This is a genomic window from Vibrio sp. PID17_43, assembly GCF_002608565.1.
GTDB lineage: Bacteria > Pseudomonadota > Gammaproteobacteria > Enterobacterales > Vibrionaceae > Vibrio.
Map to the genome: position 1 here is coordinate 47,879 of NZ_LIXM01000007.1, position 24,173 is coordinate 72,051.

19 protein-coding genes and 1 other RNA gene are annotated in these 24,173 nt (G+C 46.1%); 19 read left to right on the top strand and 1 reads right to left on the bottom strand.

Annotation, left to right across the window (positions count from 1 at the left end; genetic code table 11):
* Positions 1-171 precede the first annotated feature (171 nt).
* From rnpB to lpxC, 15 genes are all read left to right on the top strand, one after another.
* An RNA gene (gene rnpB / locus AK965_RS06515) (RNase P RNA component class A) lies at positions 172-565 on the top strand.
* A 176-nt stretch (positions 566-741) separates the two neighbouring features.
* The gene (gene rsmH / locus AK965_RS06525) at positions 742-1,692 is read left to right on the top strand and encodes a 16S rRNA (cytosine(1402)-N(4))-methyltransferase RsmH (protein WP_099078859.1); all 951 of its coding nucleotides are present in this window, start codon (positions 742-744) and stop codon (positions 1,690-1,692) included.
* A gap of 5 nt (positions 1,693-1,697) precedes the next feature.
* Complete coding sequence (ftsL, locus tag AK965_RS06530) at positions 1,698-2,015, top strand: cell division protein FtsL (RefSeq protein WP_099078860.1); 318 nt, start codon at positions 1,698-1,700, stop codon at positions 2,013-2,015.
* Positions 2,012-3,811 (top strand): penicillin-binding transpeptidase domain-containing protein, encoded by a 1,800-nt coding sequence (locus AK965_RS06535; RefSeq protein ID WP_099078861.1) that lies wholly within the window; start codon positions 2,012-2,014, stop codon positions 3,809-3,811. Before ftsL ends, AK965_RS06535 begins: the two co-directional genes overlap by 4 nt.
* Positions 3,812-3,862: 51 nt before the next feature.
* Positions 3,863-5,344 (top strand): UDP-N-acetylmuramoyl-L-alanyl-D-glutamate--2,6-diaminopimelate ligase, encoded by a 1,482-nt coding sequence (gene murE, locus AK965_RS06540; RefSeq protein ID WP_099078862.1) that lies wholly within the window; start codon positions 3,863-3,865, stop codon positions 5,342-5,344.
* Complete coding sequence (murF, locus tag AK965_RS06545) at positions 5,341-6,705, top strand: UDP-N-acetylmuramoyl-tripeptide--D-alanyl-D-alanine ligase (protein ID WP_099078863.1); 1,365 nt, start codon at positions 5,341-5,343, stop codon at positions 6,703-6,705. Before murE ends, murF begins: the two co-directional genes overlap by 4 nt.
* The gene (gene mraY / locus AK965_RS06550; RefSeq protein ID WP_099078864.1) at positions 6,705-7,787 is read left to right on the top strand and encodes a phospho-N-acetylmuramoyl-pentapeptide-transferase; all 1,083 of its coding nucleotides are present in this window, start codon (positions 6,705-6,707) and stop codon (positions 7,785-7,787) included. Before murF ends, mraY begins: the two co-directional genes overlap by 1 nt.
* A 50-nt stretch (positions 7,788-7,837) precedes the next feature.
* Positions 7,838-9,151, top strand: coding sequence for a UDP-N-acetylmuramoyl-L-alanine--D-glutamate ligase (murD, locus tag AK965_RS06555; protein WP_099078865.1), 1,314 nt, complete (start codon positions 7,838-7,840; stop codon positions 9,149-9,151).
* A gap of 18 nt (positions 9,152-9,169) precedes the next feature.
* Positions 9,170-10,360 carry a cell division protein FtsW gene (gene ftsW, locus AK965_RS06560; RefSeq protein ID WP_099078866.1) on the top strand — a complete coding sequence of 397 codons (1,191 nt, stop codon included), beginning with the start codon at positions 9,170-9,172 and terminating at the stop codon, positions 10,358-10,360.
* Positions 10,347-11,414, top strand: coding sequence for an undecaprenyldiphospho-muramoylpentapeptide beta-N-acetylglucosaminyltransferase (murG, locus tag AK965_RS06565; protein WP_099078867.1), 1,068 nt, complete (start codon positions 10,347-10,349; stop codon positions 11,412-11,414). The genes ftsW and murG overlap by 14 nt, the downstream gene beginning before the upstream one ends.
* Positions 11,415-11,436: 22 nt before the next feature.
* Complete coding sequence (gene murC / locus AK965_RS06570) at positions 11,437-12,894, top strand: UDP-N-acetylmuramate--L-alanine ligase (RefSeq protein WP_172438091.1); 1,458 nt, start codon at positions 11,437-11,439, stop codon at positions 12,892-12,894.
* A gap of 191 nt (positions 12,895-13,085) precedes the next feature.
* Entirely contained in the window at positions 13,086-13,871 is a 786-nt protein-coding gene (locus tag AK965_RS06575) for a cell division protein FtsQ/DivIB (RefSeq protein ID WP_099078869.1), read from the top strand.
* The gene (ftsA, locus tag AK965_RS06580) at positions 13,864-15,132 is read left to right on the top strand and encodes a cell division protein FtsA (protein ID WP_099078870.1); all 1,269 of its coding nucleotides are present in this window, start codon (positions 13,864-13,866) and stop codon (positions 15,130-15,132) included. The genes AK965_RS06575 and ftsA overlap by 8 nt, the downstream gene beginning before the upstream one ends.
* Before the next feature lie 30 nt (positions 15,133-15,162).
* The gene (ftsZ, locus tag AK965_RS06585; RefSeq protein ID WP_099078871.1) at positions 15,163-16,389 is read left to right on the top strand and encodes a cell division protein FtsZ; all 1,227 of its coding nucleotides are present in this window, start codon (positions 15,163-15,165) and stop codon (positions 16,387-16,389) included.
* A gap of 101 nt (positions 16,390-16,490) precedes the next feature.
* On the top strand, positions 16,491-17,408 hold the full coding sequence (gene lpxC, locus AK965_RS06590; RefSeq protein WP_099078872.1) for a UDP-3-O-acyl-N-acetylglucosamine deacetylase: 918 nt from the start codon (positions 16,491-16,493) through the stop codon (positions 17,406-17,408).
* 87 nt (positions 17,409-17,495) lie between these two features.
* On the opposite strand, the gene AK965_RS06595 is transcribed toward lpxC, so the two are convergent.
* Entirely contained in the window at positions 17,496-17,954 is a 459-nt protein-coding gene (locus tag AK965_RS06595) for a DUF721 domain-containing protein (RefSeq protein WP_099078873.1), read from the bottom strand.
* A gap of 459 nt (positions 17,955-18,413) precedes the next feature.
* On the opposite strand from AK965_RS06595, the gene secA reads away from it, so the two are divergent.
* The 4 genes from secA (at position 18,414) to carA (ending at position 24,160) form a co-directional block, all read left to right on the top strand.
* Positions 18,414-21,143, top strand: a complete 2,730-nt coding sequence (gene secA / locus AK965_RS06600) for a preprotein translocase subunit SecA (RefSeq protein WP_099078874.1) — start codon at positions 18,414-18,416, stop codon at positions 21,141-21,143.
* A 73-nt stretch (positions 21,144-21,216) separates the two neighbouring features.
* Positions 21,217-21,615, top strand: coding sequence for an 8-oxo-dGTP diphosphatase MutT (gene mutT, locus AK965_RS06605; protein ID WP_099078875.1), 399 nt, complete (start codon positions 21,217-21,219; stop codon positions 21,613-21,615).
* Between the two features lie 113 nt (positions 21,616-21,728).
* Complete coding sequence (dapB, locus tag AK965_RS06610; RefSeq protein WP_099078876.1) at positions 21,729-22,538, top strand: 4-hydroxy-tetrahydrodipicolinate reductase; 810 nt, start codon at positions 21,729-21,731, stop codon at positions 22,536-22,538.
* A gap of 482 nt (positions 22,539-23,020) precedes the next feature.
* The gene (gene carA / locus AK965_RS06615; protein ID WP_099078877.1) at positions 23,021-24,160 is read left to right on the top strand and encodes a glutamine-hydrolyzing carbamoyl-phosphate synthase small subunit; all 1,140 of its coding nucleotides are present in this window, start codon (positions 23,021-23,023) and stop codon (positions 24,158-24,160) included.
* The last annotated feature ends 13 nt before the right edge of the window (positions 24,161-24,173 follow it).

The following is a 24,173-nucleotide window of genomic DNA, read 5'->3' on the forward strand; positions in this document are numbered from 1 at the left end:
CATTGAGATAGTCAGTTTCATTTTGCAAAAAGGGTTGGTGTGAGAGCATCGGCCCTTTTTCTTTGGCTGTTCATTTGTATTTGTCTAAAATATCGCCAATTGATTCATTCATTTCATCATATCTGTGATCTCACTAGACTCTGAGTGGATAACTCTATACAATCCGCCCTTGGAGCTGACTGGGTAGTCGCTGCTTTGTTGATGTCCTTCGGGAGACTGACAAAGGGGAGGAAAGTCCGGGCTTCATAGAGCAAGGTGCCAGGTAACGCCTGGGGGGCGCAAGCCTACGACAAGTGCAGCAGAGAGAAGACCGCCGATGGCCCCTATTTTCGAGTAGTGGTGCACAGGTAAGGGTGAAAGGGTGCGGTAAGAGCGCACCGGACGACTAGTAATAGTTCGTAGCAGGGTAAACTCCACCTGAAGCAAGACCAAATAGGCCTCCACATTGCGTTGCTCGCGTAAGGAGGCGGGTAGGTTGCTCGAGCCAGTGAGTGATTGCTGGCCTAGACGAATGGCTACCGCCGCGCAAGCGGAACAGAACCCGGCTTATGTGTCGGCTCCACCTATTCGAGACCCATCACTACTTTGGTAGTGATGGGTTTTTTGCATTTTATTGACGCAAACCATGTCATTACCAATAAACTTGGCGCTGAATCACGTCTAACTTTAGACTTGTGGTGGCGATGATGTGGGAAATCAGTACACTAAAGAATCGCTTCAAGATCATTCAACGAGAAAGCTATGACCGAAACATTTCAACATATCTCAGTGTTATTAAATGAATCCATTGATGGCTTGGCTATCAAACCCGACGGTATCTATATCGATGGAACATTTGGCCGTGGCGGTCACAGTCGAACTATCTTGTCGAAATTAGGTGAAAATGGTCGACTGTACAGTATTGATCGTGACCCTCAAGCGATAGCTGAAGCGGGCAAGATTGATGATCCTCGTTTTACCATTATTCACGGACCATTCTCAGGAATGGCAAAGTACGCAGAAGAGTACGGTTTAGCCGGCAAAGTCGATGGGGTTCTTTTGGATCTTGGCGTGTCTTCACCTCAGCTAGACGATGCAGAGCGTGGCTTTAGCTTTATGAAAGATGGCCCGTTAGACATGCGTATGGATCCAACTTCTGGCATCCCTGTCTCTCAGTGGTTGAGGGAAGCTGACCTTGATGACATCACTTGGGTGATTCGTGAGTTTGGTGAAGACAAACATGCACGTCGCATTGCTAAAGCCATCGTGGCATACCGTGAAAACGAAGAAAACGAGCCAATGGTTCGTACAGGTCAACTAGCAAAATTGATTTCAGATGCGGCACCAAAGAGCTTTAAAGAGAAAAAGCACCCGGCGACGCGTGCTTTCCAAGCATTCCGTATTTACATCAACAGTGAGCTAGAAGAAATTGATACGGCACTAAAAGGTGCGGCGAGCATTTTAGCGCCTGAAGGCCGCTTGTCAGTGATCAGTTTCCACTCATTGGAAGATCGCATGGTGAAACGCTTCATTCGTAAAGAGAGCAAAGGCCCTGAAGTGCCACACGGTATTCCAATGACGGAAGCGCAAATCCGTGCGCTTGGTAGTGCGAACATGAAAGCCGTTAGCAAAGCGATCAAACCCACTAAGCAAGAAATTGAGCTTAACCCTCGTTCGCGCAGCTCTGTGCTAAGAGTTGCTGAAAAGCTGTAATTGTTATGACGAAATCCACTCCCAATCTTGCTAAGTTGATTGCAATAGATCTGTTTACTGTCGGTCGCTGGTCACTTGTGCTGATGCTACTGATATTCGCATCTGCGATGGGAGTGGTGTTTGCGACTCATCACGCACGCCAAGCGATCACCGAGAAAGATCATACATTCGTTGAGCGTGAGCAGCTTGACAGTGAATGGCGCAATCTAATGTTAGAAGAAACCGCCCTCGCGGAACACAGTCGCGTCCAAGATCTTGCCAAAATCGATCTTGAGATGAAACGTCCCGATGGCGATAAAGAAGTGGTTATCACGCTAAAATGATGGGAAAGAAAGCCAAATCTAAACAAGGAAACCCGAGTACTTCTGCTGTGAAAGAAAAAATTGCAACGGAGAAGCCGCAAGTTAAAAATGAAGCGGTCAGTACAGAGCCTGAGGCATTTTTAATTCGTTGGCGTTTTCATTTGCTATTGTTTTTTGTCTTTTGTGCTTTCGCCCTACTTGTGGGGCGTGTGGCTTATATCCAAATTATCGAGCCTGATAATCTTATTAAGCAAGGCGATCTCCGTTCTATCCGTGTCAAGGCTATTCCGTCTGCTCGAGGTATTATCTCTGACCGCAATGGTGAGCCTTTGGCCGTCAGTGTCCCTGTGGAAGCCGTTTGGGCGGATCCGAAAACCATCTTTAAAGAAGGTGCGTTAGAGCAAACCCAAAGCTGGTATGCGCTAGCCGATGTACTTGGCCTCAATCGCCAAGGCTTAATTGACAAGATTAAACGCAACGAAAAGCGTCGTTTCATTTATCTTCAGCGCCAAGTCAGTCCTGCTATGGCCAAATATATTCGTGAGCTCAAATTGCCCGGCGTCGGTCTTAAGTCCGAATCTCGTCGTTATTACCCTGCAGGCGAAGTCAGTGCTCACCTAGTCGGCGTTACCGGTATTGATGGTCATGGTTTGGAAGGCGTTGAACGCAGTTACGATAAATGGCTAACGGGTGAGGCGGGCAAAAAGATCATTCGCAAAGACCGTTATGGCCGAGTGGTAGAGAACATCGCACTTGAGGAGAAGCAAGAAGGTAAGCCGCTTAAACTCACAGTGGACCAACGTTTACAAGCGATTGCGTATCGTGCAATCAAGCAGGCCGTTGCGGATCACCGGGCGACCTCCGGCTCTGCGGTGATGTTGGATGTTAAAACGGGCGCAGTGCTGGCGATGGTGAACGCGCCATCCTACAACCCGAATAACCGCAGCGACTGGCAAAGCTACAAAATGCGTAACCGGGTCATCACTGACTCAATGGAGCCGGGTTCGACGATTAAGCCATTTGTGATTCTGGCCGCCTTAGAAAATGGAGTGGCAGATGAAAACACCATTGTGGATACCGGTAATGGTATTCTTCAGCTTGGTGGTAGCCGCGTACGTGATGTCTCTAAAGTAGGCAAAGCGAGCCTAACTCAGATCCTGAAAAAGTCGAGTAATATCGGTGTGACCAAGTTGGCAATGCAAATGCCAGTTGAAGCGTTGTTGGGACTCTATAGTTCAGTGGGGTTGGGGGAGCTTTCAGGTTTAAATCTAGTCGGTGAAGTGACGGGCATTTTCCCTAGCCGTTCACGTTGGTCTCCAATCGAACGCGCCACCATTTCTTTTGGTTACGGTTTGTCGATCACACCAATTCAGCTTGCTCATGCTTACGCGACCTTAGGAAATCTGGGTAAATATGAGCCTGTGCATATGATTGAAAGTAATGATATGGGTATGTCGCGCCAAGTCGTAAGCCATGAATATGCTCGTCAGGTGCTTGATATGCTTGAAACGGTTACTCAAAAGGGCGGTTCAGCTCGAAGAGCGGCGGTGCCTGGTTATCGGGTAGGGGCAAAAACGGGTACTTCACGTAAAGCGAGTGCAGGTGGTTACAGTGATGAATACATTACTTATACGGCAGGCCTTGCTCCAGTCAGTGATCCCCGTATTGCACTTGTTGTTATCGTCAACGAGCCGCAAGGCGATGATTACTACGGTGGCTCAGTAGCGTCCCCCGTTTTTTCTGAAATTATGAAAGGTGCGCTGCAAATCCTGAACGTTGCGCCAGATGAAAATAAATTCCAGCCGCATGCTAAGTAGTGTGCAGCAAAAAATGTTAAGAAAACCTGAGCTTAAGCTCGGAGAACAAATATGACCAAAGCCATCAGTATGGACGTATTGCTTTCCCCTTGGGTGGATTGCCCTAGCTTGTCGTCCGTCCTCGTCTCAGAACTAGAACTTGATAGTCGAAGAATTCAACCTGGTACAACATTTGTCGCCATTGTTGGCCACGTTGTGGATGGACGTAAGTTTATCCCAACAGCCATTCAGCAAGGCGCGAATGCGGTTATCGCTCAAGCCTGCGATGTAAAAACGCATGGTACGATTGAGATTATGGATGACGTACCCGTTATTTACCTCGATGCATTGGACAAATGCTTATCTCAAATCGCTAGTCAGTTGTATCACTATCCAAATATGGATCTGATTGGTGTCACTGGCACTAACGGTAAAACCACCATCACCCAATTGATTGCGCAGTGGATTGATTTAGTTGGTTCAAAAGCCGCTGTCATGGGCACGACGGGTAATGGTTTCCTTGATAACTTGCAAGAAGCCGCAAACACCACTGGCAATGCGGTTGAAATTCAAAAAACATTGTCTTCGCTCGCTGAGCAAAAAGCGCAATACACAGCGCTTGAAGTTTCTTCACACGGTTTGATTCAAGGTCGTGTGAAAGCGCTGTCGTTTGCCGTAGGCGTTTTTACGAACTTAAGCCGAGATCACCTTGACTACCACGGTACGATGGAAGAATACGCCAATGCAAAGTTAACCCTGTTTACTGAACATCAATGTGAACACGCGATCATCAATGTTGACGATGTAGTCGGTGCTGCGTGGGCGAAGCAATTAAGTAATGCACTTGCTGTGTCGTTGAAGCCCCATTGTGAGTTTGAGCAGGCTGTTTTTGCGAATCATATTGCTTACGCAGAGTCCGGCATTATGATTGAATTTGATGGCAAGTTCGGTTGCGGTACGCTTCATGCCCCTTTGATTGGTGAATTTAATGCGGCAAATTTGATGTTGGCGTTCACAACCTTGTTGAGTCTCAATTTTGACAAGCAAGCTTTACTGGCAACAGCAGGCCAATTGCAGCCAGTGCTTGGTCGGATGGAGCTGTTTCAAGCCGATGACCGCGCTAAAGTGGTTGTGGATTACGCTCATACGCCAGATGCACTAGAAAAAGCACTGCAAGCGCTGCGTGTGCATTGCCAAGGGCAGTTGTGGGCTATCTTTGGCTGTGGTGGTGACCGCGATGCAGGTAAACGTCCAATGATGGCAGAAATTGCTGAGCGTTTAGGCGATAAGGTGGTTCTGACCGACGATAACCCACGCAGTGAAGACCCTGTTCTTATCATGAAAGACATGCTAGCAGGGCTTGCTACACCTGCCGATGCGATTGTGCAGCATGATCGCTTTAAAGCACTTTCTTACGCTCTTGAGCATGCTTCTCCACAAGATATCATCCTGTTGGCTGGTAAAGGCCATGAGGATTACCAAATTCTAAATAGCGGAACCATTCATTACTCTGATCGAGAGTCCGCCATGCAACTATTGGGGCTTTCATCATGATTACCGTATCACTCTCTCAAATTGCTGACACCACTCGCGGTGAATTAATTGGTCATGATCTGACGATCGATTCTGTATCGACCGATACTCGCACTATTGAACAAGGTGCGCTGTTTGTTGCCTTAGTTGGCGAACGTTTTGATGCGCATGACTTTTGTCAGCAAGCGGTTGAGTTGGGTGCCGGTGCGCTACTGGTGCAAAAACGTTTAGAGATAAATGTGCCTCAAGTAGTCGTGGTCGACAGTAAAGTCGCAATGGGTGAGTTGGCTTCATGGGTTCATCAATCTTGTCAAACGCCAACGGTGGCGATCACCGGTAGTTGTGGCAAAACGACAGTGAAAGAGATGGTGGCCAGTATCCTACAGTTGAAAGGTAAAGTGCTGTTTACTGCGGGTAACTTCAACAATGATATTGGTGTACCGCTCACGTTACTGCGCTCACAGCAAGACGATGATTACGCGGTGATTGAGTTGGGGGCTAACCATATCGGTGAAATTGCTTATACAACGCAGTTGGTTAAACCAGATATCACCTTGGTAAACAACGTGGCAGCGGCACATCTCGAAGGTTTTGGCTCTATCGATGGCGTGAAGCAAGCTAAGGGTGAAATTTACCAAGGGCTTTCTTCTGGAGGGGTAGCGATTGTTAACCTCGATAGCAATGGTGAAGATAAGTGGCAAACTGTGTTGGCAGATAAAAAAGTCATTACTTTCTCGCCAACGAACACAGATGCCGATTTTTACGCGTCTAACATTGTGATGAACACAGCGGGTGAAGCAAGCTTTAACCTACATATCGCAGCAGATTCACAAGAAATTGAACTGTCTCTGGGTATCATAGGTCAGCACAACGTGGCGAACGCGATTGCGGCTTCTATCATTGCGCTACAAATGGGAGCAACGTTAGAAGAGATTCGGGCTGGCCTTAAGCACTTAAACAAGGTTAAAGGCCGTGTTGAGGTGGAAGAGCTGAGCGATAAGATTAAGCTGATTGATGATAGCTACAACGCAAGCGTTCCAGCGATGAAGGCGGCGGTTGATTTGCTGGGGGCATTCCAAGGTCAACGTTGGTTGATTTTGGGTAATATGGCGGAATTGGGTGAGGAAAGTCTTGCACTTCATCGCCAAGTCGGGGAACATGCTGCCCCACAAAAATTTGAACATGTTCTCACGTATGGTGCAGACGCGAAGGTCATTAGTACACTTTGTGACGGTATCCATTTCGAGACCCATCAAGAAATGATTGACTACATCAAGCAGCATTTAGATCAAGCCGCTCCTGAGTGCCATACAATTTTGGTGAAAGGGGCAAACGGTGCTCGTATGTTTGAAGTCGCTGCTGCTTTGAAGGAGTATTATTAATGATTATTTGGCTTGCCGAGCTGCTACAGCCATACCTGTCTTTCTTCCGTTTGTTTGAATACTTGTCTTTTCGAGCAATATTAAGCGTACTGACTGCACTAGGCCTGTCTCTTTGGATGGGGCCTATCATGATCAAGCGTCTTCAGATGCTACAAATTGGTCAGGTTGTCCGTAACGAAGGACCAGAATCTCACTTTAGCAAACGTGGTACCCCAACGATGGGCGGTATCATGATTTTAGCGGCAATCTCTATCACGATTCTGTTGTGGGCTGATTTGTCCAACCCTTACGTTTGGGCTGTGCTGGTTGTGTTGCTTGGTTATGGCGCAGTTGGCTTTGTCGATGACTATCGCAAAGTGGTGCGTAAGAACACCGATGGTTTGATCGCGCGTTGGAAATACTTCTGGCAGTCATTGATTGCGTTTGTTGTCGCTTTTGCACTGTACGCCTATGGCAAAGATACGGCTGCAACTCAGCTAGTGGTGCCATTTTTTAAAGACATCATGCCGCAGCTTGGCTTGATGTACATCATTCTGACTTACTTTGTGATTGTTGGTACCAGTAACGCGGTAAACCTAACGGATGGCCTAGACGGCTTGGCAATCATGCCAACGGTGCTGGTTGCGGCTGGTTTTGCCTTCATTGCATGGGCGACGGGTAACGTTAACTTCTCTGAATACCTACATATACCATACCTACCGCACGCTTCTGAGCTGGTTGTTGTATGTACGGCAATCGTTGGTGCTGGTCTTGGTTTCTTGTGGTTCAATACCTACCCAGCACAAGTATTCATGGGCGATGTTGGCTCACTAGCATTGGGTGGTGCTCTAGGGACCATTGCAGTTCTGGTTCGCCAAGAGTTGGTTTTGGTGATCATGGGTGGTGTATTTGTAATGGAAACGCTATCGGTTATCCTACAGGTCGGTTCTTACAAATTGCGTGGTCAGCGTATTTTCCGCATGGCTCCTATCCATCACCACTACGAACTTAAAGGCTGGCCAGAACCTCGCGTCATCGTGCGCTTCTGGATTATTTCTATGGTTCTTGTTCTGATTGGTCTAGCGACACTGAAAGTGCGTTAATCGCACTTTCCAATAACTTTCTAAGAATAACAGATACGGTGTGATCAAATATGGAACGTTGGCAAAACATACATAAGGTCGTCATTGTAGGGCTCGGTATTACCGGGCTCTCTGTCGTTAAACACCTAACAAAAACACAGCCGCAACTGGCGGTTAAAGTCATCGATACGCGTGCTAACCCACCAGGTGCTGAGCGTTTACCTGAACAGGTAGAGTTGCACAGTGGTGGTTGGAATAGCGAATGGTTAGCTGAAGCCGACTTGGTAGTGACCAACCCAGGTATTGCCTTAGCTACGCCAGAAATCCAAACAATAGTTGCGAAAAGCACACCTGTTGTTGGCGATATTGAGTTGTTTGCTTGGGCAGTAACGAAACCAGTTATCGCGATCACTGGCTCTAATGGCAAAAGCACGGTCACTGACTTGACGGGCGTGATGGCGAAAGCCGCTGGACTAACCGTTGGCGTTGGCGGCAATATTGGAGTGCCTGCTTTAGATTTGCTAGAGCAAGACGCGGATTTGTACGTGCTTGAGTTATCGAGTTTCCAACTAGAGACTACGTCGAGCCTGAAGCTTAAAGCCGCCGCGTTTCTAAACCTTTCTGAAGATCACATGGATCGCTATCAAGGCATGGCGGACTACCGACAAGCGAAGTTGCGTATTTTTGATAATGCCGAGCTAGCAGTCGTTAACCGTGATGACCAAGAAACCTACCCTGATAGTGACATGCCGTTGATGACGTTTGGCACTGATGAGCGAGCTTATGGTTTGGAATCAGATGCCGGTCGCACTTGGTTGCTTGATCACGGCCAGCGTGTGATTGCTAGCGATGAGCTCAAACTGGTCGGTAAGCACAACTTGGCGAATGCCTTGGTCGTGCTCGCTTTACTCAAGGCCGCAGGTATTGACTATCACAAAGCGTTACATGCACTGAAAACTTACACGGGTTTGACGCATCGATGCCAGGTGGTTGCGGATAATCGTGGCGTAAAATGGGTGAATGATTCCAAAGCAACTAATATTGCTAGCACGATGGCCGCACTTTCCGGACTAGAATCGAAGGGCAAACTGTATTTGTTGGTTGGTGGGGTTGGTAAAGGCGCAGATTTTTCGCCGTTAAAGCCTATCTTCACTACGTTGAATCTGCAACTTTGCTGCTTTGGTACCGATGGTGATGCCTTTATGCCACTGCACGAATCGGCAACTCGTTTTGACAGCATGGAAGATGTGATTCAACAAATATCTTCGCAGTTAAAACCTGGCGATATGGTGATGCTCTCTCCGGCATGTGCTAGCTTTGATCAATTCGATAACTTTATGGCAAGGGGCGATGCCTTCGCTAATCTTGCTCAAAAATACGCATAATTAAAGGTCACACATTTCGTGGTTTTAGGTAACGTTAAACGCAGCATTGGCACTTGGCTTAAGCATCCAGCACCAGAGGCGCTCTTTGATCGTCAGTTGGTATGGATTGCGCTAGGTTTGATGTTAACTGGCTTGGTGATGGTGACCTCTGCATCGTTTCCCATCAGTTCTCGACTGACGGATCAGCCATTCCACTTTATGTTCCGTCACGCTCTATTCTTGGTCGTTGCCGTTTCAGCATCTTCGGTTGTCCTTTGTAAGCCCTTAGACTTTTGGTTTCGGAACTCTAAATACATCGTTGGGATATCGGTTGCACTGCTTGTCATTGTTTTAGTTGCAGGTAAGTCTGTTAATGGTGCTTCTCGATGGATCCCCGTTGGACCAATTAATTTACAGCCGGCAGAGATTGCCAAGCTCTCTCTGTTTATGTTTATGTCTGGATACTTGGTTCGTAAACAGGATGAAGTTCGTCAGACATTCTTTGGTGGCTTCATTAAACCAATAATGGTTTTTACGGTATTTGCGGTATTACTCCTGCGTCAACCTGACTTAGGTACGGTTGTTGTGATGCTGGTGACCCTGTTTGGTATGTTATTTATCGCGGGGGCCAAGTTAACGCAGTTTTTGGCGTTAATGATTGCAGGGATAGTTGCTGTTGTAGGCTTAATTTTGATTGAGCCTTATCGTATGCGACGTGTCACGTCATTTCTTGACCCATGGGAAGACCCATTCGGCAGCGGCTATCAATTGACACAATCGTTGATGGCATTTGGCCGAGGTGAATGGTTTGGTCAAGGTCTGGGTAACTCGATTCAAAAATTGGAATATCTACCCGAAGCCCATACCGACTTTGTGTTCGCGGTGCTCGCAGAAGAACTCGGCTTTGCCGGCGTTGTATTGGTATTAATGCTGATCTTCAGTTTAGTGTTAAAAGCGGTTTATATCGGTAAGCGAGCCTTCGAAGCGGGCGAAATGTTTGGTGGTTATTTAGCATTTGGCATTGGTATTTGGTTTGCTTTCCAAACCTTAGTTAACGTTGGTGCGGCAGCAGGCATTGTGCCAACCAAGGGGCTCACCCTACCTCTGATCAGCTATGGTGGCTCAAGCCTATTAATCATGTCTATTGCAGTTGCCATATTGCTGCGTATCGATCACGAATGCCGTTTAAAGCGCGGTCAGAAAGAACAACAAGACGATGAAGAAAAATAAACGTTTGATGGTGATGGCCGGTGGTACTGGTGGTCACGTTTTCCCAGGCTTGGCCGTAGCGAAGCAGTTGCAACAGCAAGGTTGGGAGATTCGCTGGTTAGGTACCGCGGATAGAATGGAAGCGGATTTAGTGCCAAAACATGGCATTGAAATCGACTTTATCAAAGTAAAAGGTCTACGAGGTCAAGGCGTTAAACGTCTTCTTGCGGCACCATTTCAAATTGTTAATGCCATCATGCAGGCTCGTGCTCACATGAAACGTTGGCAGCCAGACGCTGTGCTTGGCATGGGCGGTTACGTGAGTGGCCCTGGTGGTATTGCGGCTTGGATGAGCGGAATTCCTGTTGTGCTGCATGAGCAAAATGCCGTCGCAGGTCTCACAAACCAATGGCTATCGAAAATCGCTAAGAAGGTGTTTCAAGCTTTCCCTGGCGCGTTTCCAAAAGCAGAAGTGGTTGGTAATCCAGTACGTGAAGACGTAACCCAGCTCGATGCTCCTGCTGCACGCATGCAAGAACGACAAGGTCCAATTCGTATTCTTGTGATGGGTGGTAGCCAAGGTGCACGCATTCTTAACCAAACGCTGCCAGAAGTGATGGCAAAATTGGGCGATGATTACTGTATTCGTCATCAAGCGGGTAAAGGTTCCGCGGAAGAAGTGAATGCGGCATACCAAGCGAATGGTGTGGCGAATGCAGAAGTAACAGAATTCATTGACGACGTAGCAGAAGCTTATGCATGGGCTGACCTTTTGGTTTGTCGTTCAGGAGCGTTAACCGTTTCTGAAGTATCAGCGGCGGGCGTGGGGGCTATCTTTGTTCCGTTTATGCATAAAGACCGTCAGCAAGCACTGAATGCAGACCACTTGGTGGATTGTGGTGCGGCGAAAATGATTGAACAACCAGATTTAACCGTTGAGTCACTGACTCAGCAGATCCAACAATTGGATCGACAAGCTTTACTTACAATGGCTGAGCAAGCGCGTGGCGCTGCAAAATTGAATGCTGACCGAGTTGTCGCACAAGCCATTGTTGCTTTGACCGAAAAGCGTTAACGAATTATTGAGAATAGAATTGATGACAATCCAACATACACAAGACTTAGCTCAAATTCGCGCAATGGTGCCAGAGATGCGCCGCGTGAAATCCATCCACTTCATCGGTATTGGTGGTGCGGGCATGAGCGGCATTGCAGAAGTACTGTTGAACGAAGGCTACCAAATCACAGGTTCTGACCTATCAGAAAACCCTGTGACCGAGCGTTTAGTATCAAAAGGTGCAACGGTATTTATTGGCCATCAAGCCAGCAATGTTGAGAATGCCAGTGTTGTTGTGGTTTCAACCGCGATTAACGAAGAAAATCCAGAAGTGATGGCGGCGCGTGAATTGCGTATTCCTATCGTCCGCCGCGCAGAAATGCTGGCTGAGTTGATGCGTTTCCGTCATGGTATTGCTGTTGCGGGTACGCACGGCAAAACAACGACTACGGCACTTGTAACGCAAATCTATTCTGAAGCAGGCCTTGATCCAACGTTCGTTAACGGCGGGCTGGTGAAGAGCGCTGGCACGAATGCACGTCTAGGTTCAAGCCGTATTCTGATTGCTGAAGCAGATGAGAGCGATGCGTCATTCTTGCACCTGCAACCCATGGTGAGCATTGTCACCAATATTGAAGCGGATCATATGGATACTTATGGAGGTGACTTCGAAACATTGAAGCAAACCTTCATCGACTTTTTGCACAACCTACCATTTTACGGCCAAGCGATTGTGTGTATCGACGATCCAGTCATTCGTGAGTTGATTCCACGTATCAGCCGTCAGGTGATCACTTACGGTTTCTCAGAAGATGCAGACGTACGCATTGAAAACTACCGTCAAGAAGGTCAGCAAGGTAAGTTCACCGTGGTTCGTGAAGGTCATGCGAATCTAGACATTACATTGAATATTCCAGGTCGCCACAATGCACTGAATGCTTCGGCAGCGATTGCGGTAGCCACAGAAGATGACATCAGTGATGAAGCCATTCTTAAAGCGATGGCTGGTACTGAGGGGACTGGGCGCCGTTTTGACCACCTTGGGGAGTTCGATACCGGTAATGGTCTAGCTATGTTGGTGGATGACTATGGTCATCACCCAACAGAAGTAGGTGTAACGATTGATGCCGCACGTAGTGGTTGGCAAAATAAGCGTTTGGTGATGATTTTTCAGCCGCATCGCTACAGTCGAACGCGTGATCTTTACGATGATTTTGCCAATGTACTTGAGCAGGTTGATGTATTGATCATGTTGGATGTCTATGCGGCAGGAGAGAAACCCATTGCTGGCGCTGATGGTCGTGCGCTATGTCGCACAATTCGCAGTCGTGGCAAGGTAGATCCCATTTTTGTTCCTGAAATTGAACAACTACCATCAGTTTTGGCTAATGTTATACAAGACGGCGACTTGATCTTGACTCAAGGGGCGGGCGATGTTGGTAAAGTAGCGAAGCAACTGGCTGTTCTTGAGCTGAATGTTAATAAGATGCTCGGTTAACAGCGATGATTGATACAAAGCACAGATAAAGACCTAGATCTCGATTTTGTATCAAGAACGTTGTGATTTATCACTATCAGTGTTTGATAGTTTACAAGAGCTCAGTATAATCCCAAGGTTAAAGTCAATGCTTTTATTAGTGTGTAATAACACGATAAAAAGCACAGGACAAAAATCAGGAAACGAAGACGTTGTTGAATATTGCACTGAATGAAGAGCGGCTTAACACGGAGAATCACCGTGGTCGCCAAGAGAAGATCTTGGGTGCGCTATTTTTCGTTATCGTGATGACAATAATTAGTTCTGTTTTGTACTCAGCGATCAGTTGGATGTGGGATGACCAAAGGTTACCTCTTTCCAAAATCGTACTTCAGGGAAAGCTGGAGTATGTCACAGCAGACGATGTTCAAGCAGCGTTTGGCAGTATTGATCACATTGGAACCTTCATGTCACAAGACATTGATGTGTTGCAACAAAGTGTAGAGGTCCTTCCTTGGGTAGCCCATGCGGCTATTCGAAAGCAGTGGCCAGACACGGTAAAAGTATTTTTGACAGAACATCACCCCGTCGCCATTTGGAATGGCATCGAACTGTTGGACAACAATGGTTTGGTATTTGAAGGGGATGTCGGCCTACTAAAGGAAGAGAAAGTTAAGCTATATGGACCCACTGCAACCGGGCCGGAAGTCTTGCAAACCTATCGTGAACTTCGACCTAAATTTCAGCAGCTGGGTCTTGCAATATCGTCTCTAGTATTAAACGAGCGACGAGCTTGGCAAATCATCCTTGATAACGGTATTCGACTAGAGCTCGGTAAAGAATCTTTGGATGAGCGAATAGAGCGTTTTTTCTCACTCTATCATAAGCTTGGAAGCGACACGCAAAGAATCAGTTATATCGATCTTAGGTACGATACGGGAGCCGCGGTTGGTTGGTTTCCTGAACATGAGTTAGAACAAGAGAGTACAGATGACTAAGGTCGCCGATGACAACATTATTGTTGGTCTTGATATAGGCACTGCAACCGTTTCAGCTCTAGTGGGTGAGATTCTACCAGATGGCCAAATAAACATTATTGGTTCAGGTAGCAGCCCTTCACGCGGCATGGATAAAGGCGGCGTGAATGATTTGGAGTCGGTTGTTAAATCAGTACAACGCGCGATTGATCAAGCAGAGCTAATGGCCGAATGCCAAATTAGCCGTGTATTCATTTCGTTGTCTGGTAAGCATATCGCAAGCCGAATTGAAAAAGGCATGGGCACCATATCTGATGAGGAAGTGTCTCAAGAAGATATGGATCGCGCTATCCATACCGCAAAATCGATTAAAATCGGTGATGAACAGCGAATCCTACATGTGATTCCGCAAGAGTTCACCATCGACTATCAAGAAGGGATTAAAAACCCACTTGGTTTATCTGGAGTGAGGATGGAGGTTAGCGTCCATTTGATCTCCTGCCATAATGATATGGCACGCAATATTATTAAGGCGGTAGAACGCTGCGGCCTTAAAGTGGAGCAACTTGTTTTTTCTGGGCTTGCTGCAAGTAATGCGGTAATCACCGAGGATGAAAGAGAGCTTGGGGTTTGTGTGGTTGATATTGGCGCTGGAACAATGGATGTATCCATTTGGACTGGTGGCGCATTACGTCACACTGAAGTGTTTTCTTACGCAGGAAATGCTGTCACTAGCGATATTGCTTTTGCTTTTGGTACACCAGTGAGTGATGCCGAAGAAATAAAAGTAAAATATGGCTGTGCCTTGAGTGAACTAGTCAGCAAGGATGACACGGTTAACGTACCAAGTGTCGGTGGACGACCTTCACGCAGTCTGCAGCGTCAGACTTTGTCAGAAGTGATTGAGCCGCGATACTCAGAGCTTATGGGACTGGTTAACCAAACTATCGACTCAGTACAAGCAAAATTGCGCGAAGAAGGCATTAAGCACCATCTTGCCGCAGGTGTTGTTCTTACCGGCGGTGCTGCGCAGATTGACGGAGTGGTAGAGTGTGCGGAGCGCGTATTCCGCAATCAAGTAAGGGTCGGCAAACCGCTCGAAGTCAGCGGCTTAACTGATTATGTAAAAGAGCCGTACCATTCTACGGCAGTTGGATTACTTTATTACGCAAGAGATATGCAGTCTAGTGACGATAGCGATTATAATGAACCTAAGCGTTCTTCCGCATCTGTGACTAACTTTTTCGGTAAATTGCGTAATTGGATAAGAAATGAGTTTTAACCTGAGTTGCAGGATAAACGGAGACAACACATGTTTGAACCGATGATGGAAATGTCTGACGATGCAGTAATTAAGGTCGTTGGAGTTGGTGGTGGCGGTGGTAACGCCGTTGAACACATGGTGCGTGAATCCATCGAAGGAGTGGAATTCATCAGCGTCAACACTGATGCGCAAGCACTTCGTAAGACAAGCGTTGGTAATGTCATTCAAATCGGCGGTGATATCACTAAAGGTCTGGGGGCAGGTGCGAATCCACAGGTCGGCCGTGAGGCTGCTCTCGAAGATAGAGACAGAATTAAAGATTCCCTAACTGGCGCCGACATGGTGTTTATCGCCGCAGGTATGGGTGGCGGTACAGGTACAGGCGCTGCACCTGTTATTGCTGAAGTGGCTAAAGAGCTTGGCATTCTAACGGTAGCGGTAGTAACGAAACCGTTCAGCTTTGAAGGCAAGAAGCGTTTGGCATTCGCTGAGCAAGGTATTGATGAGCTGTCTAAGCATGTTGATTCTTTGATCACGATTCCAAACGAGAAGCTACTTAAAGTTCTTGGTCGTGGTGTAACGCTATTAGAAGCTTTTGCAAGTGCGAATGATGTTCTTAAGAACGCGGTTCAAGGTATTGCAGAGCTCATCACTCGTCCCGGCATGATCAACGTCGACTTCGCAGACGTACGTACTGTGATGTCTGAAATGGGTCACGCAATGATGGGTAGTGGCATCGCGAAAGGCGAAGATCGTGCAGAAGAAGCAGCGGAGATGGCAATTTCTAGCCCACTTCTGGAAGATATCGATCTAGCGGGCGCTCGTGGTGTCCTTGTTAACATCACTGCAGGTCTTGATATGCGTCTTGATGAGTTTGAGACAGTGGGTAACACAGTGAAAGCATTCGCATCTGACAATGCCACCGTGGTTATCGGTACTTCTCTAGACCCAGACATGACTGACGAAATCCGTGTAACAGTGGTTGCTACGGGTATCGGCAATGAGAAAAAGCCAGACATCACATTAGTTGCTGGTGGTAAAGCGAAAGTTGCACCAACGCCTGCTCCGCAACAACAAGCGGTGCTACCACAAGTTGAGGAAAAACCGGCACAAGTTTTACAAACTCAAGTGCAAGAGAAACCGCAGGTAACTCCTCAGCCAACAAACACTGTTTCTTCTTCTGTATCTGTGGGTCAAAGCTCTGCAGCACCGAAACAAGAGAAAGAGAGTGGTTATTTAGATATCCCAGCATTTTTGCGTCGTCAGGCTGACTAATCTTTAATCCATAAATTTGACAGAGTTCAAAATTATGGTAGCATTCACGGTCGACGTTACAGGCGGCCGTGTTTTGTAGCATTTTTTAGAGAGGCAAGCAGATGATCAGACAAAGAACTCTGAAAGAAATAGTGAAAACAACTGGTGTGGGTCTCCACTCTGGTCGTAAAGTGACACTTACTCTGCGCCCAGCTGCTGCAAATACAGGCATTATTTACCGTCGTACAGATGTAAATCCACCTGTAGATTTTCCAGCTGATCCGGCATCTGTTCGTGACACTATGTTATGTACAGCATTGGTTAACGACGAAGGTATTCGCATTTCAACGGTTGAACACTTGAATGCAGCACTTGCTGGTATGGGTATCGACAATATTATTGTTGAAGTTGACGCACCTGAAATTCCAATTATGGATGGTAGCGCAAGCCCGTTCGTATATCTGCTGCAACAAGCTGGTGTCGAAACGCAAAATGCGCCAAAGCGTTTTATCCGTATTAAGAAACCAGTTCGTTTTGAAGACGGCGATAAATGGGCTGAATTTGTACCATTTAACGGCTTCCGTATGGACTTTGAAATTGACTTTAACCACCCTGCGATCGAGTCAGACGAGCAACGTCTTCTGTTTGATTTCTCATCTCAAGGTTTCGTTCGTGAGATTTCTCGTGCGCGTACGTTTGGTTTCATGCGTGATATCGAATACCTACAATCTCAGAACTTAGTTCTGGGTGGTAGCTTTGATAACGCAATCGTACTGGATGATTACCGTATTCTTAACGAAGAAGGCCTACGCTTTGAGAATGAGTTCGTAACACACAAAGTATTGGACGCGATTGGTGACCTTTACATGTGTGGTCATGCCATCATCGGCGAATTCCGAGCGTACAAATCAGGTCATGGTTTGAACAACCAACTTCTACGTGCCGTTCTTGCTGATCAAGAAGCATGGGAATGGACAACATTTGAAGAAGAAGCGGGTTCACCGGTTGCTTTTGCAGAACCAAACATGGTTCTAGCATAATACTAAATGCGCAGACGTAAATAGATTAAGAAAGCCAGGCAATGCCTGGCTTTTTGCTATCTGTAAATAAGTCGTTTAAAAAAACGCTCATTTGTTGCTCTTCTTTTCTGCCATGTCAGCGAGACGCTTTAAACGCTCTTTAATTTTAGGCGGAGCGATATCTGCAATGATCATTAATGAGTTAGCCGCCGCTTCAGTGAGAGGTGGGCGTTTTGGCCGATCATCATGTTCAAAGCGATTTCGGTACAAAGAAGGGTTAATTCTCACCTCAACACTCATGAGTTTGGCGTAGCCTTGTGTACGCAGTTTATTGAGGATCATTAAACGATCGTAATCGACCTTCATTTTGATCGCAGCACTAGAGACATCAATCAACAAGTGGCCATTGCGAATATTCGCTACTCGGCAATGATCGGCGGTGCCTTTCGGTAAGATCGATTGTAGAGCTTGGTTTAGCTGTAAGATCTCTCCAGCATGCTGTTGAATCTGCTTAAACTGAGATTCAGCAATAAGATCGTCTGTAGCTGTTGGGCGATGATCACGCATAGGCAAAATCTAATTTTGTTGAGATATTGGTATTCTAGAGCAGCTTTCCATCTAGGTATAGTTTACATTATTGTCTTTATTACCCAATTGCCCTCGAAATTAACGCAAAAAGAGGTGCTTTTTAGGTAGAAATACACGCTAAGTATATCAAGATGATGATAATTGTACTGAGAATATCGATTTCGAATCTCAATGTATGAGCAAATACTGGCTAATCCGTCACCACTTTGATTAAAAACTTCAGAGTGCTTCAAACAAATACGTCTATTAATGGTTGTATGGATGAAAAATCCTTACACTAAGCCACATTGTTTCAAAATTTGGCCTTGAAATGCGGATGTTTGAACTCAATATCTTTGTTAAATGATTTATCTCAGTATTCTTAGTTCAAAATTGGCAGAGACTGAAGGCATTACGAGTAGATCGGGAACGGTCTGATTAAAGAGAGATTCACGAAAAATGATAACTAAGCTACTGACAAAAGTGATTGGCAGTCGCAACGACCGAACACTGCGCCGCCTTAGAAAAATTGTAAAAGAGATCAATAACTACGAACCAACATTTGAAGCTCTATCTGATGAAGAGCTAAAAGCGAAAACTGTTGAGTTCCGTGAGCGCCTAGAGCAAGGCGAAACTCTTGATAAGCTACTTCCAGAAGCTTTTGCTACGGTTCGTGAAGCATCTAAGCGTGTTTACGGTATGCGCCACTTCGACGTACAGCTAATCGGTGGTATGGTTCTGAACGGTGGCCAAATCGCGGAAATGCGTACTGGTGAAGGTAAAACTCTAACTGCAACTCTTCCTGCTTACCTCAACGCACTACCAGGTAAAGGCGTGCACGTTGTTACGGTGAACGACTACCTTGCAACGCGTGACGCAGAGACAAACCGTCCTCTGTTTGAATTCTTAGGTATGACCGTTGGCATCAACGTGCCAAACATGCCTCCTCAGGCAAAGAAAGAAGCTTACCAAGCCGATATTCTTTACGGAACCAACAATGAGTTTGGTTTTGACTACCTTCGTGACAACATGGCTTTCCGTAATGAAGATCGTGTTCAGCGTGAGCGTTTCTTTGCCGTTGTCGATGAAGTGGACTCAATTCTTATCGATGAAGCTCGTACTCCTTTAATTATCTCTGGTCCAGCAGAAGACAGTTCAGATCTATACACACGTATTAACCTACTTATTCCGCAGCTTCAGAAACAAGATAAAGAAGACTCAGAAGAGTATCGTGGTGACGGTCACTACACTGTGGATGAGAAGTCTAAGCAAGTATACCTGACTGAAACAGGCCAAGAATTTGTCGAAGAACTGATGGTGAAAAATGGCTTGATGGAAGAGGGTGACACACTTTACTCTCCAACGAACATCAGCCTACTGCACCACGTGAACGCAGCACTTCGTGCACACGTATTGTTCGAGCGTAACATAGACTACATCGTCAATGACGACGGTGAAGTGGTTATTGTTGATGAACACACGGGGCGTACGATGCCAGGCCGTCGTTGGTCTGAAGGTCTTCACCAAGCGGTTGAAGCGAAAGAAGGCGTTAAGATTCAAAACGAAAACCAAACACTGGCATCGATCACATTCCAGAACTACTTCCGTTTATACGAAAAACTGTCAGGTATGACAGGTACAGCGGATACCGAAGCATTCGAATTCCAATCGATCTACGGTCTAGAAACGGTGGTTATTCCAACTAACAAACCGATGGTCCGTAACGATATGCCAGATGTGGTGTACCGTACTGAAGCAGAGAAATTTGCGGCAATCATCGAAGATATTAAAGAGCGCGTAGAAAAAGGTCAGCCGTCTCTTGTTGGTACGGTTTCTATCGAGAAATCAGAGCTATTGTCTAACGCACTGAAGAAAGCGAAGATTAAGCACAACGTACTGAACGCGAAATTCCACGAGCGTGAAGCGGAAATTGTTGCAGAAGCAGGTACGCCAGGTGCGGTCACCATCGCAACGAACATGGCGGGTCGTGGTACAGATATCGTGTTAGGTGGTAGCTGGCAAGCAAAAGTGGAAGCACTGCAAGATCCAACTAAAGAACAAATTGATGCGATTAAAGCTGAGTGGAAGCAAGTTCACGATCAAGTGCTAGAGTCTGGTGGTCTACACATCATTGGTACTGAGCGTCACGAATCTCGTCGTATCGATAACCAGCTACGTGGTCGTTCTGGTCGTCAAGGTGATGCGGGCTCATCTCGTTTCTACCTATCAATGGAAGATTCACTACTACGTATCTTCACATCAGATCGTATGGCTAGTCTTATCCAAAGTGGTATGGAAGAAGGCGAAGCGATTGAATCTAAGATGTTGTCTCGTTCAATTGAAAAAGCACAGCGTAAAGTGGAAGGACGTAACTTTGATATTCGTAAACAGCTTCTTGAATACGATGACGTGGCGAACGATCAACGTAAAGTGGTCTATGAACTTCGTGATGAGTTGATGAGTATTGATGACATCAGCGAGATGATCGAACAAAACCGCGAAGACGTTATGACCGCTATCATTGATGAGTACATCCCGCCACAGTCTTTAGAAGATATGTGGGACGTGGAAGGTCTTCAAGAACGTTTGAAAGCGGACTTCGATCTTGATGCGCCGATTAAGCAATGGCTTGAAGAAGATGACAAACTGTATGAAGAAGCACTGCGTGAAAAGATCATTAATCTAGCGGTTGAAGTATACAAAGTGAAAGAAGAAGTCGTAGGCGCTCAAGTTCTGCGTAACTTTGAAAAATCGGTCATGCTTCAAACACTGGATACGCTATGGAAAGAGCACCTAGCGGCGATGGATCATCTTCGTCAAGGTATTCATCTACGTGGCTATGCACAAAAGAACCCGAAACAAGAGTACAAGCGCGAGTCGTTTGAATTGTTTGAAGGCCTACTAGAAGCGCTGAAAACCGATGTGATTACGGTATTGTCTCGAGTTCGCGTTCAGCAGCAAGAAGAAGTTGAGCGTATGGAAGAGCAACGTCGTGCGCAAGCTGAAGAAGCCGCTCGTCGTGCGCAAGCTCAACATGCAGCGGCACAAAATCCACTTGTGGAAGATGAAGCTGCTGCGGAGGGTTCAAACCAACCAATGGTTCGTGATGAGCGTAAAGTGGGACGTAATGAGCCTTGTCCATGTGGCAGTGGTAAGAAGTACAAACAGTGTCACGGTCAAATTAACTAATTGAGTTTGATTATGTATTAAAAAGAGTCGCTTAGGCGGCTCTTTTTGTATCGATAGATCTAGGGATAAACCCATGAAAAGAATTCACATTGTTGCAGCGATCATTTTCAACCAAGAAAGGTCGCAAATTTTTATTACTAAGCGTCCCGATGATAAGCACAAAGGTGGCTTTTGGGAGTTCCCCGGCGGTAAAGTTGAGCAAGGTGAAAGTGTTGAGTTAGCGATGGCTCGTGAACTGGAAGAAGAGATCGGCATTACGATCACCGAGCAATCTCTGTTTGAACACCTTGAATATGATTACCCAGATAAGTCATTGAAATTTGATTTTATTTCTGTAACGCAGTTTGATGGTCAACCTTATGGAAAAGAAGGGCAGCAAGGTCGTTGGGTTGAAATAGGCGCATTATCAAACTATGCCTTCCCAGAAGCGAACGTACCGATTCTGGAGCGAGTGATTAAAGAGTTTTCTTAACTCACAGCGAACTGTCTTGTGGTTAACACGGGATATTGTTAGTTTAAAAAGATTCAGTGAAACGAAAGAAAACGAGAGTAAGCCTCGTTATCCAGAGAAGGAGAGAAAGCGCAATGGTTCGTATTGCAATCGCAGGTGCTGCAGGCCGTATGGGTCGTAACCTAGTTAAAGCATCACACCTAAATCCAGAAGCATCCGTTACTGCGGGATCTGAACGTCCTGAGTCTTCATTAGTTGGTGTCGATGTGGGTGAGCTTTGTGGGGAAGGTAAAATTGATGTCTTCTTGACCGATGATCTTGCTAAGGAAATCGACAACTTTGATGTGATCATCGATTTTTCCTCTCCAGTCAGCACGTTAGCTAACCTTGAACTGTGTAAACAGCATGGTAAGAGCATTGTGATTGGCACAACAGGCTTTAGTGAAGCAGAGCGAGCATTGATTGAGGACGCGGCAAAGCAAGTCCCTGTTGTTATGGCTCCTAACTATTCTGTTGGCGTGAATCTTGTCTTCAAGCTACTAGAAAAAGCCGCCCAAGTAATGGGTGACTACTGTGATATTGAGATTGTAGAAGCGCATCACCGTCATAAAGTTGATGCCCCATCTGGTACTGCGATTGGTATGGGCGAAGCGATTGCAGGTGCGATGGGCAATAAGTTAAGCGATGTTGCCGTTTACGCTCGTGAAGGTATCACAGGTGAACGTACCAAAGACGAGATCGGTTTTGCGACGATTCGTGCTGGTGATATCGTGGGGGAACACACGGCAATGTTTGCTGATATTGGTGAGCGTGTCGAAATCACTCACAAAGCGACCGATCGTATGACTTTCGCAAACGGAGCAGTAAAAGCAGCCGTGTGGTTAAATGCTAAGCCATCAGGTTTTTATAGCATGACCGATGTGTTGAGCTTAAATGAGCTTTAAGTACATAATCATTCACCGGCGCAAGCCGGTTTTTTTATGTTTATCGAAAATGATGTAAAAAAATCTAGTAAGATTTTTGGCCTTTTTGGGGTAGGTTAAGTGTAATTTATGTGGCTTTTGTGGTTGTTTTTGCTTGAAGCGCCTAAAAGTTTGGTTTGTTTTTTTGGTGATGAACGTTTGCGTGATGATCACATAAATTTTTGTGAACTGTAATATGTTCAATTTTGTAAAATCTATAAAAGTGTCATCATGCTAGGTCTAATTTTAGATAAAACTTATTTTTTTAAGGCTCTTTGCTTGAAAATGGATTTACCTGCTAGAAAGCAATGATTTATTTTTCGAACGGTATTGACACTTTCTAAGTCCATCCTTAGAATACCGCCAATTTGTCAAAAATACCTGTTTATGTAGATATTCAAGGTAAAGGAAGGCAGGTTTGCAACTTAATTTATTTTTTATGCATTTTTATTCTGGAGGTTGTCTTGGGTAAATTAGCACTGTTAGTCCTAGAAGATGGGACAGTGTTCCGCGGTGTGTCCATTGGAGCAGATGGTATTTCCGTTGGTGAAGTTGTTTTTAATACCTCGATGACGGGGTACCAAGAAATTCTCACTGATCCTTCCTATTCTCAACAAATCGTTACTCTTACTTATCCTCACATTGGCAATACCGGAACCAATTCCGAAGACGAAGAATCCTCTTCAATCCACGCTCAAGGCCTTGTGATTCGCGATCTCCCTCTTATCGCTTCTAACTTCCGTAATGAACAATCCCTTTCTGATTACCTTAAGTCGCAAAACATTGTCGGCATTGCAGATATCGACACGCGTAAGCTGACTCGTATCCTACGTGAGAAAGGTGCGCAAAACGGTTGTATCGTTGCGGGCTCTTCTATAGACGAAGCCCTAGCATTAGCGAAAGCGAAAGAATTCCCTGGCTTGAAAGGAATGGATCTTGCGAAAGAGGTTACAACAAAAGAAGCGTATCAATGGAAACAAGGTTCGTGGACGCTCGAGGGTGGACTTCCTGAAGCGCAAGACGACAGCGAGTTGCCATATCACGTTGTTGCCTACGATTTCGGCGCAAAGCGTAACATCCTGCGTATGTTGGTGGATCGCGGCTGCCGCTTAACGGTTGTGCCTGCTGAAACTTCAGCAGAAGAGGTGCTGGCTCTAAATCCTGATGGCGTTTTCTTATCAAACGGCCCAGGTGACCCAGAACCATGTACTTACGCCATTGAGGCGACCAAAGTATTTCTAGAGAAAAATTTACCAATCTTTGGTATCTGTCTTGGCCACCAAATTCTTGCGTTAGCATCAGGTGCTAAGACGGTGAAGATGAAGTTTGGCCACCATGGTGCGAACCACCCAGTAAAAGATTTGGATCGTAATGTTGTAATGATTACGTCTCAAAACCACGGTTTTGCAGCAGACGAAGCAACACTACCTGAAAATCTACGCGCGACTCACGTATCGCTATTTGACGGCTCTCTGCAGGGTATTCACCGTACAGACAAGCCAGCATTCAGCTTCCAAGGTCACCCAGAAGCGAGCCCAGGTCCAGAAGACGCGGCACCGCTATTTGACCACTTTATCGAACTAATCAAAAAACACAGCGCTTAATTCGGAGTAGTAG

Excerpts from the sequence above, each read along its gene's own strand:
- murG (WP_099078867.1), top strand. The coding sequence starts at position 10,347 with ATGAAGAAAAATAAACGTTTGATGGTGATGGCCGGTGGTACTGGTGGT.
- mraY (WP_099078864.1), top strand. The coding sequence starts at position 6,705 with ATGATTATTTGGCTTGCCGAGCTGCTACAGCCATACCTGTCTTTCTTC.
- murD (WP_099078865.1), top strand. The coding sequence starts at position 7,838 with ATGGAACGTTGGCAAAACATACATAAGGTCGTCATTGTAGGGCTCGGT.
- ftsA (WP_099078870.1), top strand. The coding sequence starts at position 13,864 with ATGACTAAGGTCGCCGATGACAACATTATTGTTGGTCTTGATATAGGC.
- AK965_RS06535 (WP_099078861.1), top strand. The coding sequence starts at position 2,012 with ATGATGGGAAAGAAAGCCAAATCTAAACAAGGAAACCCGAGTACTTCT.
- ftsZ (WP_099078871.1), top strand. The coding sequence starts at position 15,163 with ATGTTTGAACCGATGATGGAAATGTCTGACGATGCAGTAATTAAGGTC.
- murF (WP_099078863.1), top strand. The coding sequence starts at position 5,341 with ATGATTACCGTATCACTCTCTCAAATTGCTGACACCACTCGCGGTGAA.
- murE (WP_099078862.1), top strand. The coding sequence starts at position 3,863 with ATGACCAAAGCCATCAGTATGGACGTATTGCTTTCCCCTTGGGTGGAT.
- rsmH (WP_099078859.1), top strand. The coding sequence starts at position 742 with ATGACCGAAACATTTCAACATATCTCAGTGTTATTAAATGAATCCATT.
- mutT (WP_099078875.1), top strand. The coding sequence starts at position 21,217 with ATGAAAAGAATTCACATTGTTGCAGCGATCATTTTCAACCAAGAAAGG.
- murC (WP_172438091.1), top strand. The coding sequence starts at position 11,437 with ATGACAATCCAACATACACAAGACTTAGCTCAAATTCGCGCAATGGTG.
- AK965_RS06595 (WP_099078873.1), bottom strand. The coding sequence starts at position 17,954 with ATGCGTGATCATCGCCCAACAGCTACAGACGATCTTATTGCTGAATCT.
- lpxC (WP_099078872.1), top strand. The coding sequence starts at position 16,491 with ATGATCAGACAAAGAACTCTGAAAGAAATAGTGAAAACAACTGGTGTG.
- dapB (WP_099078876.1), top strand. The coding sequence starts at position 21,729 with ATGGTTCGTATTGCAATCGCAGGTGCTGCAGGCCGTATGGGTCGTAAC.
- secA (WP_099078874.1), top strand. The coding sequence starts at position 18,414 with ATGATAACTAAGCTACTGACAAAAGTGATTGGCAGTCGCAACGACCGA.
- ftsL (WP_099078860.1), top strand. The coding sequence starts at position 1,698 with ATGACGAAATCCACTCCCAATCTTGCTAAGTTGATTGCAATAGATCTG.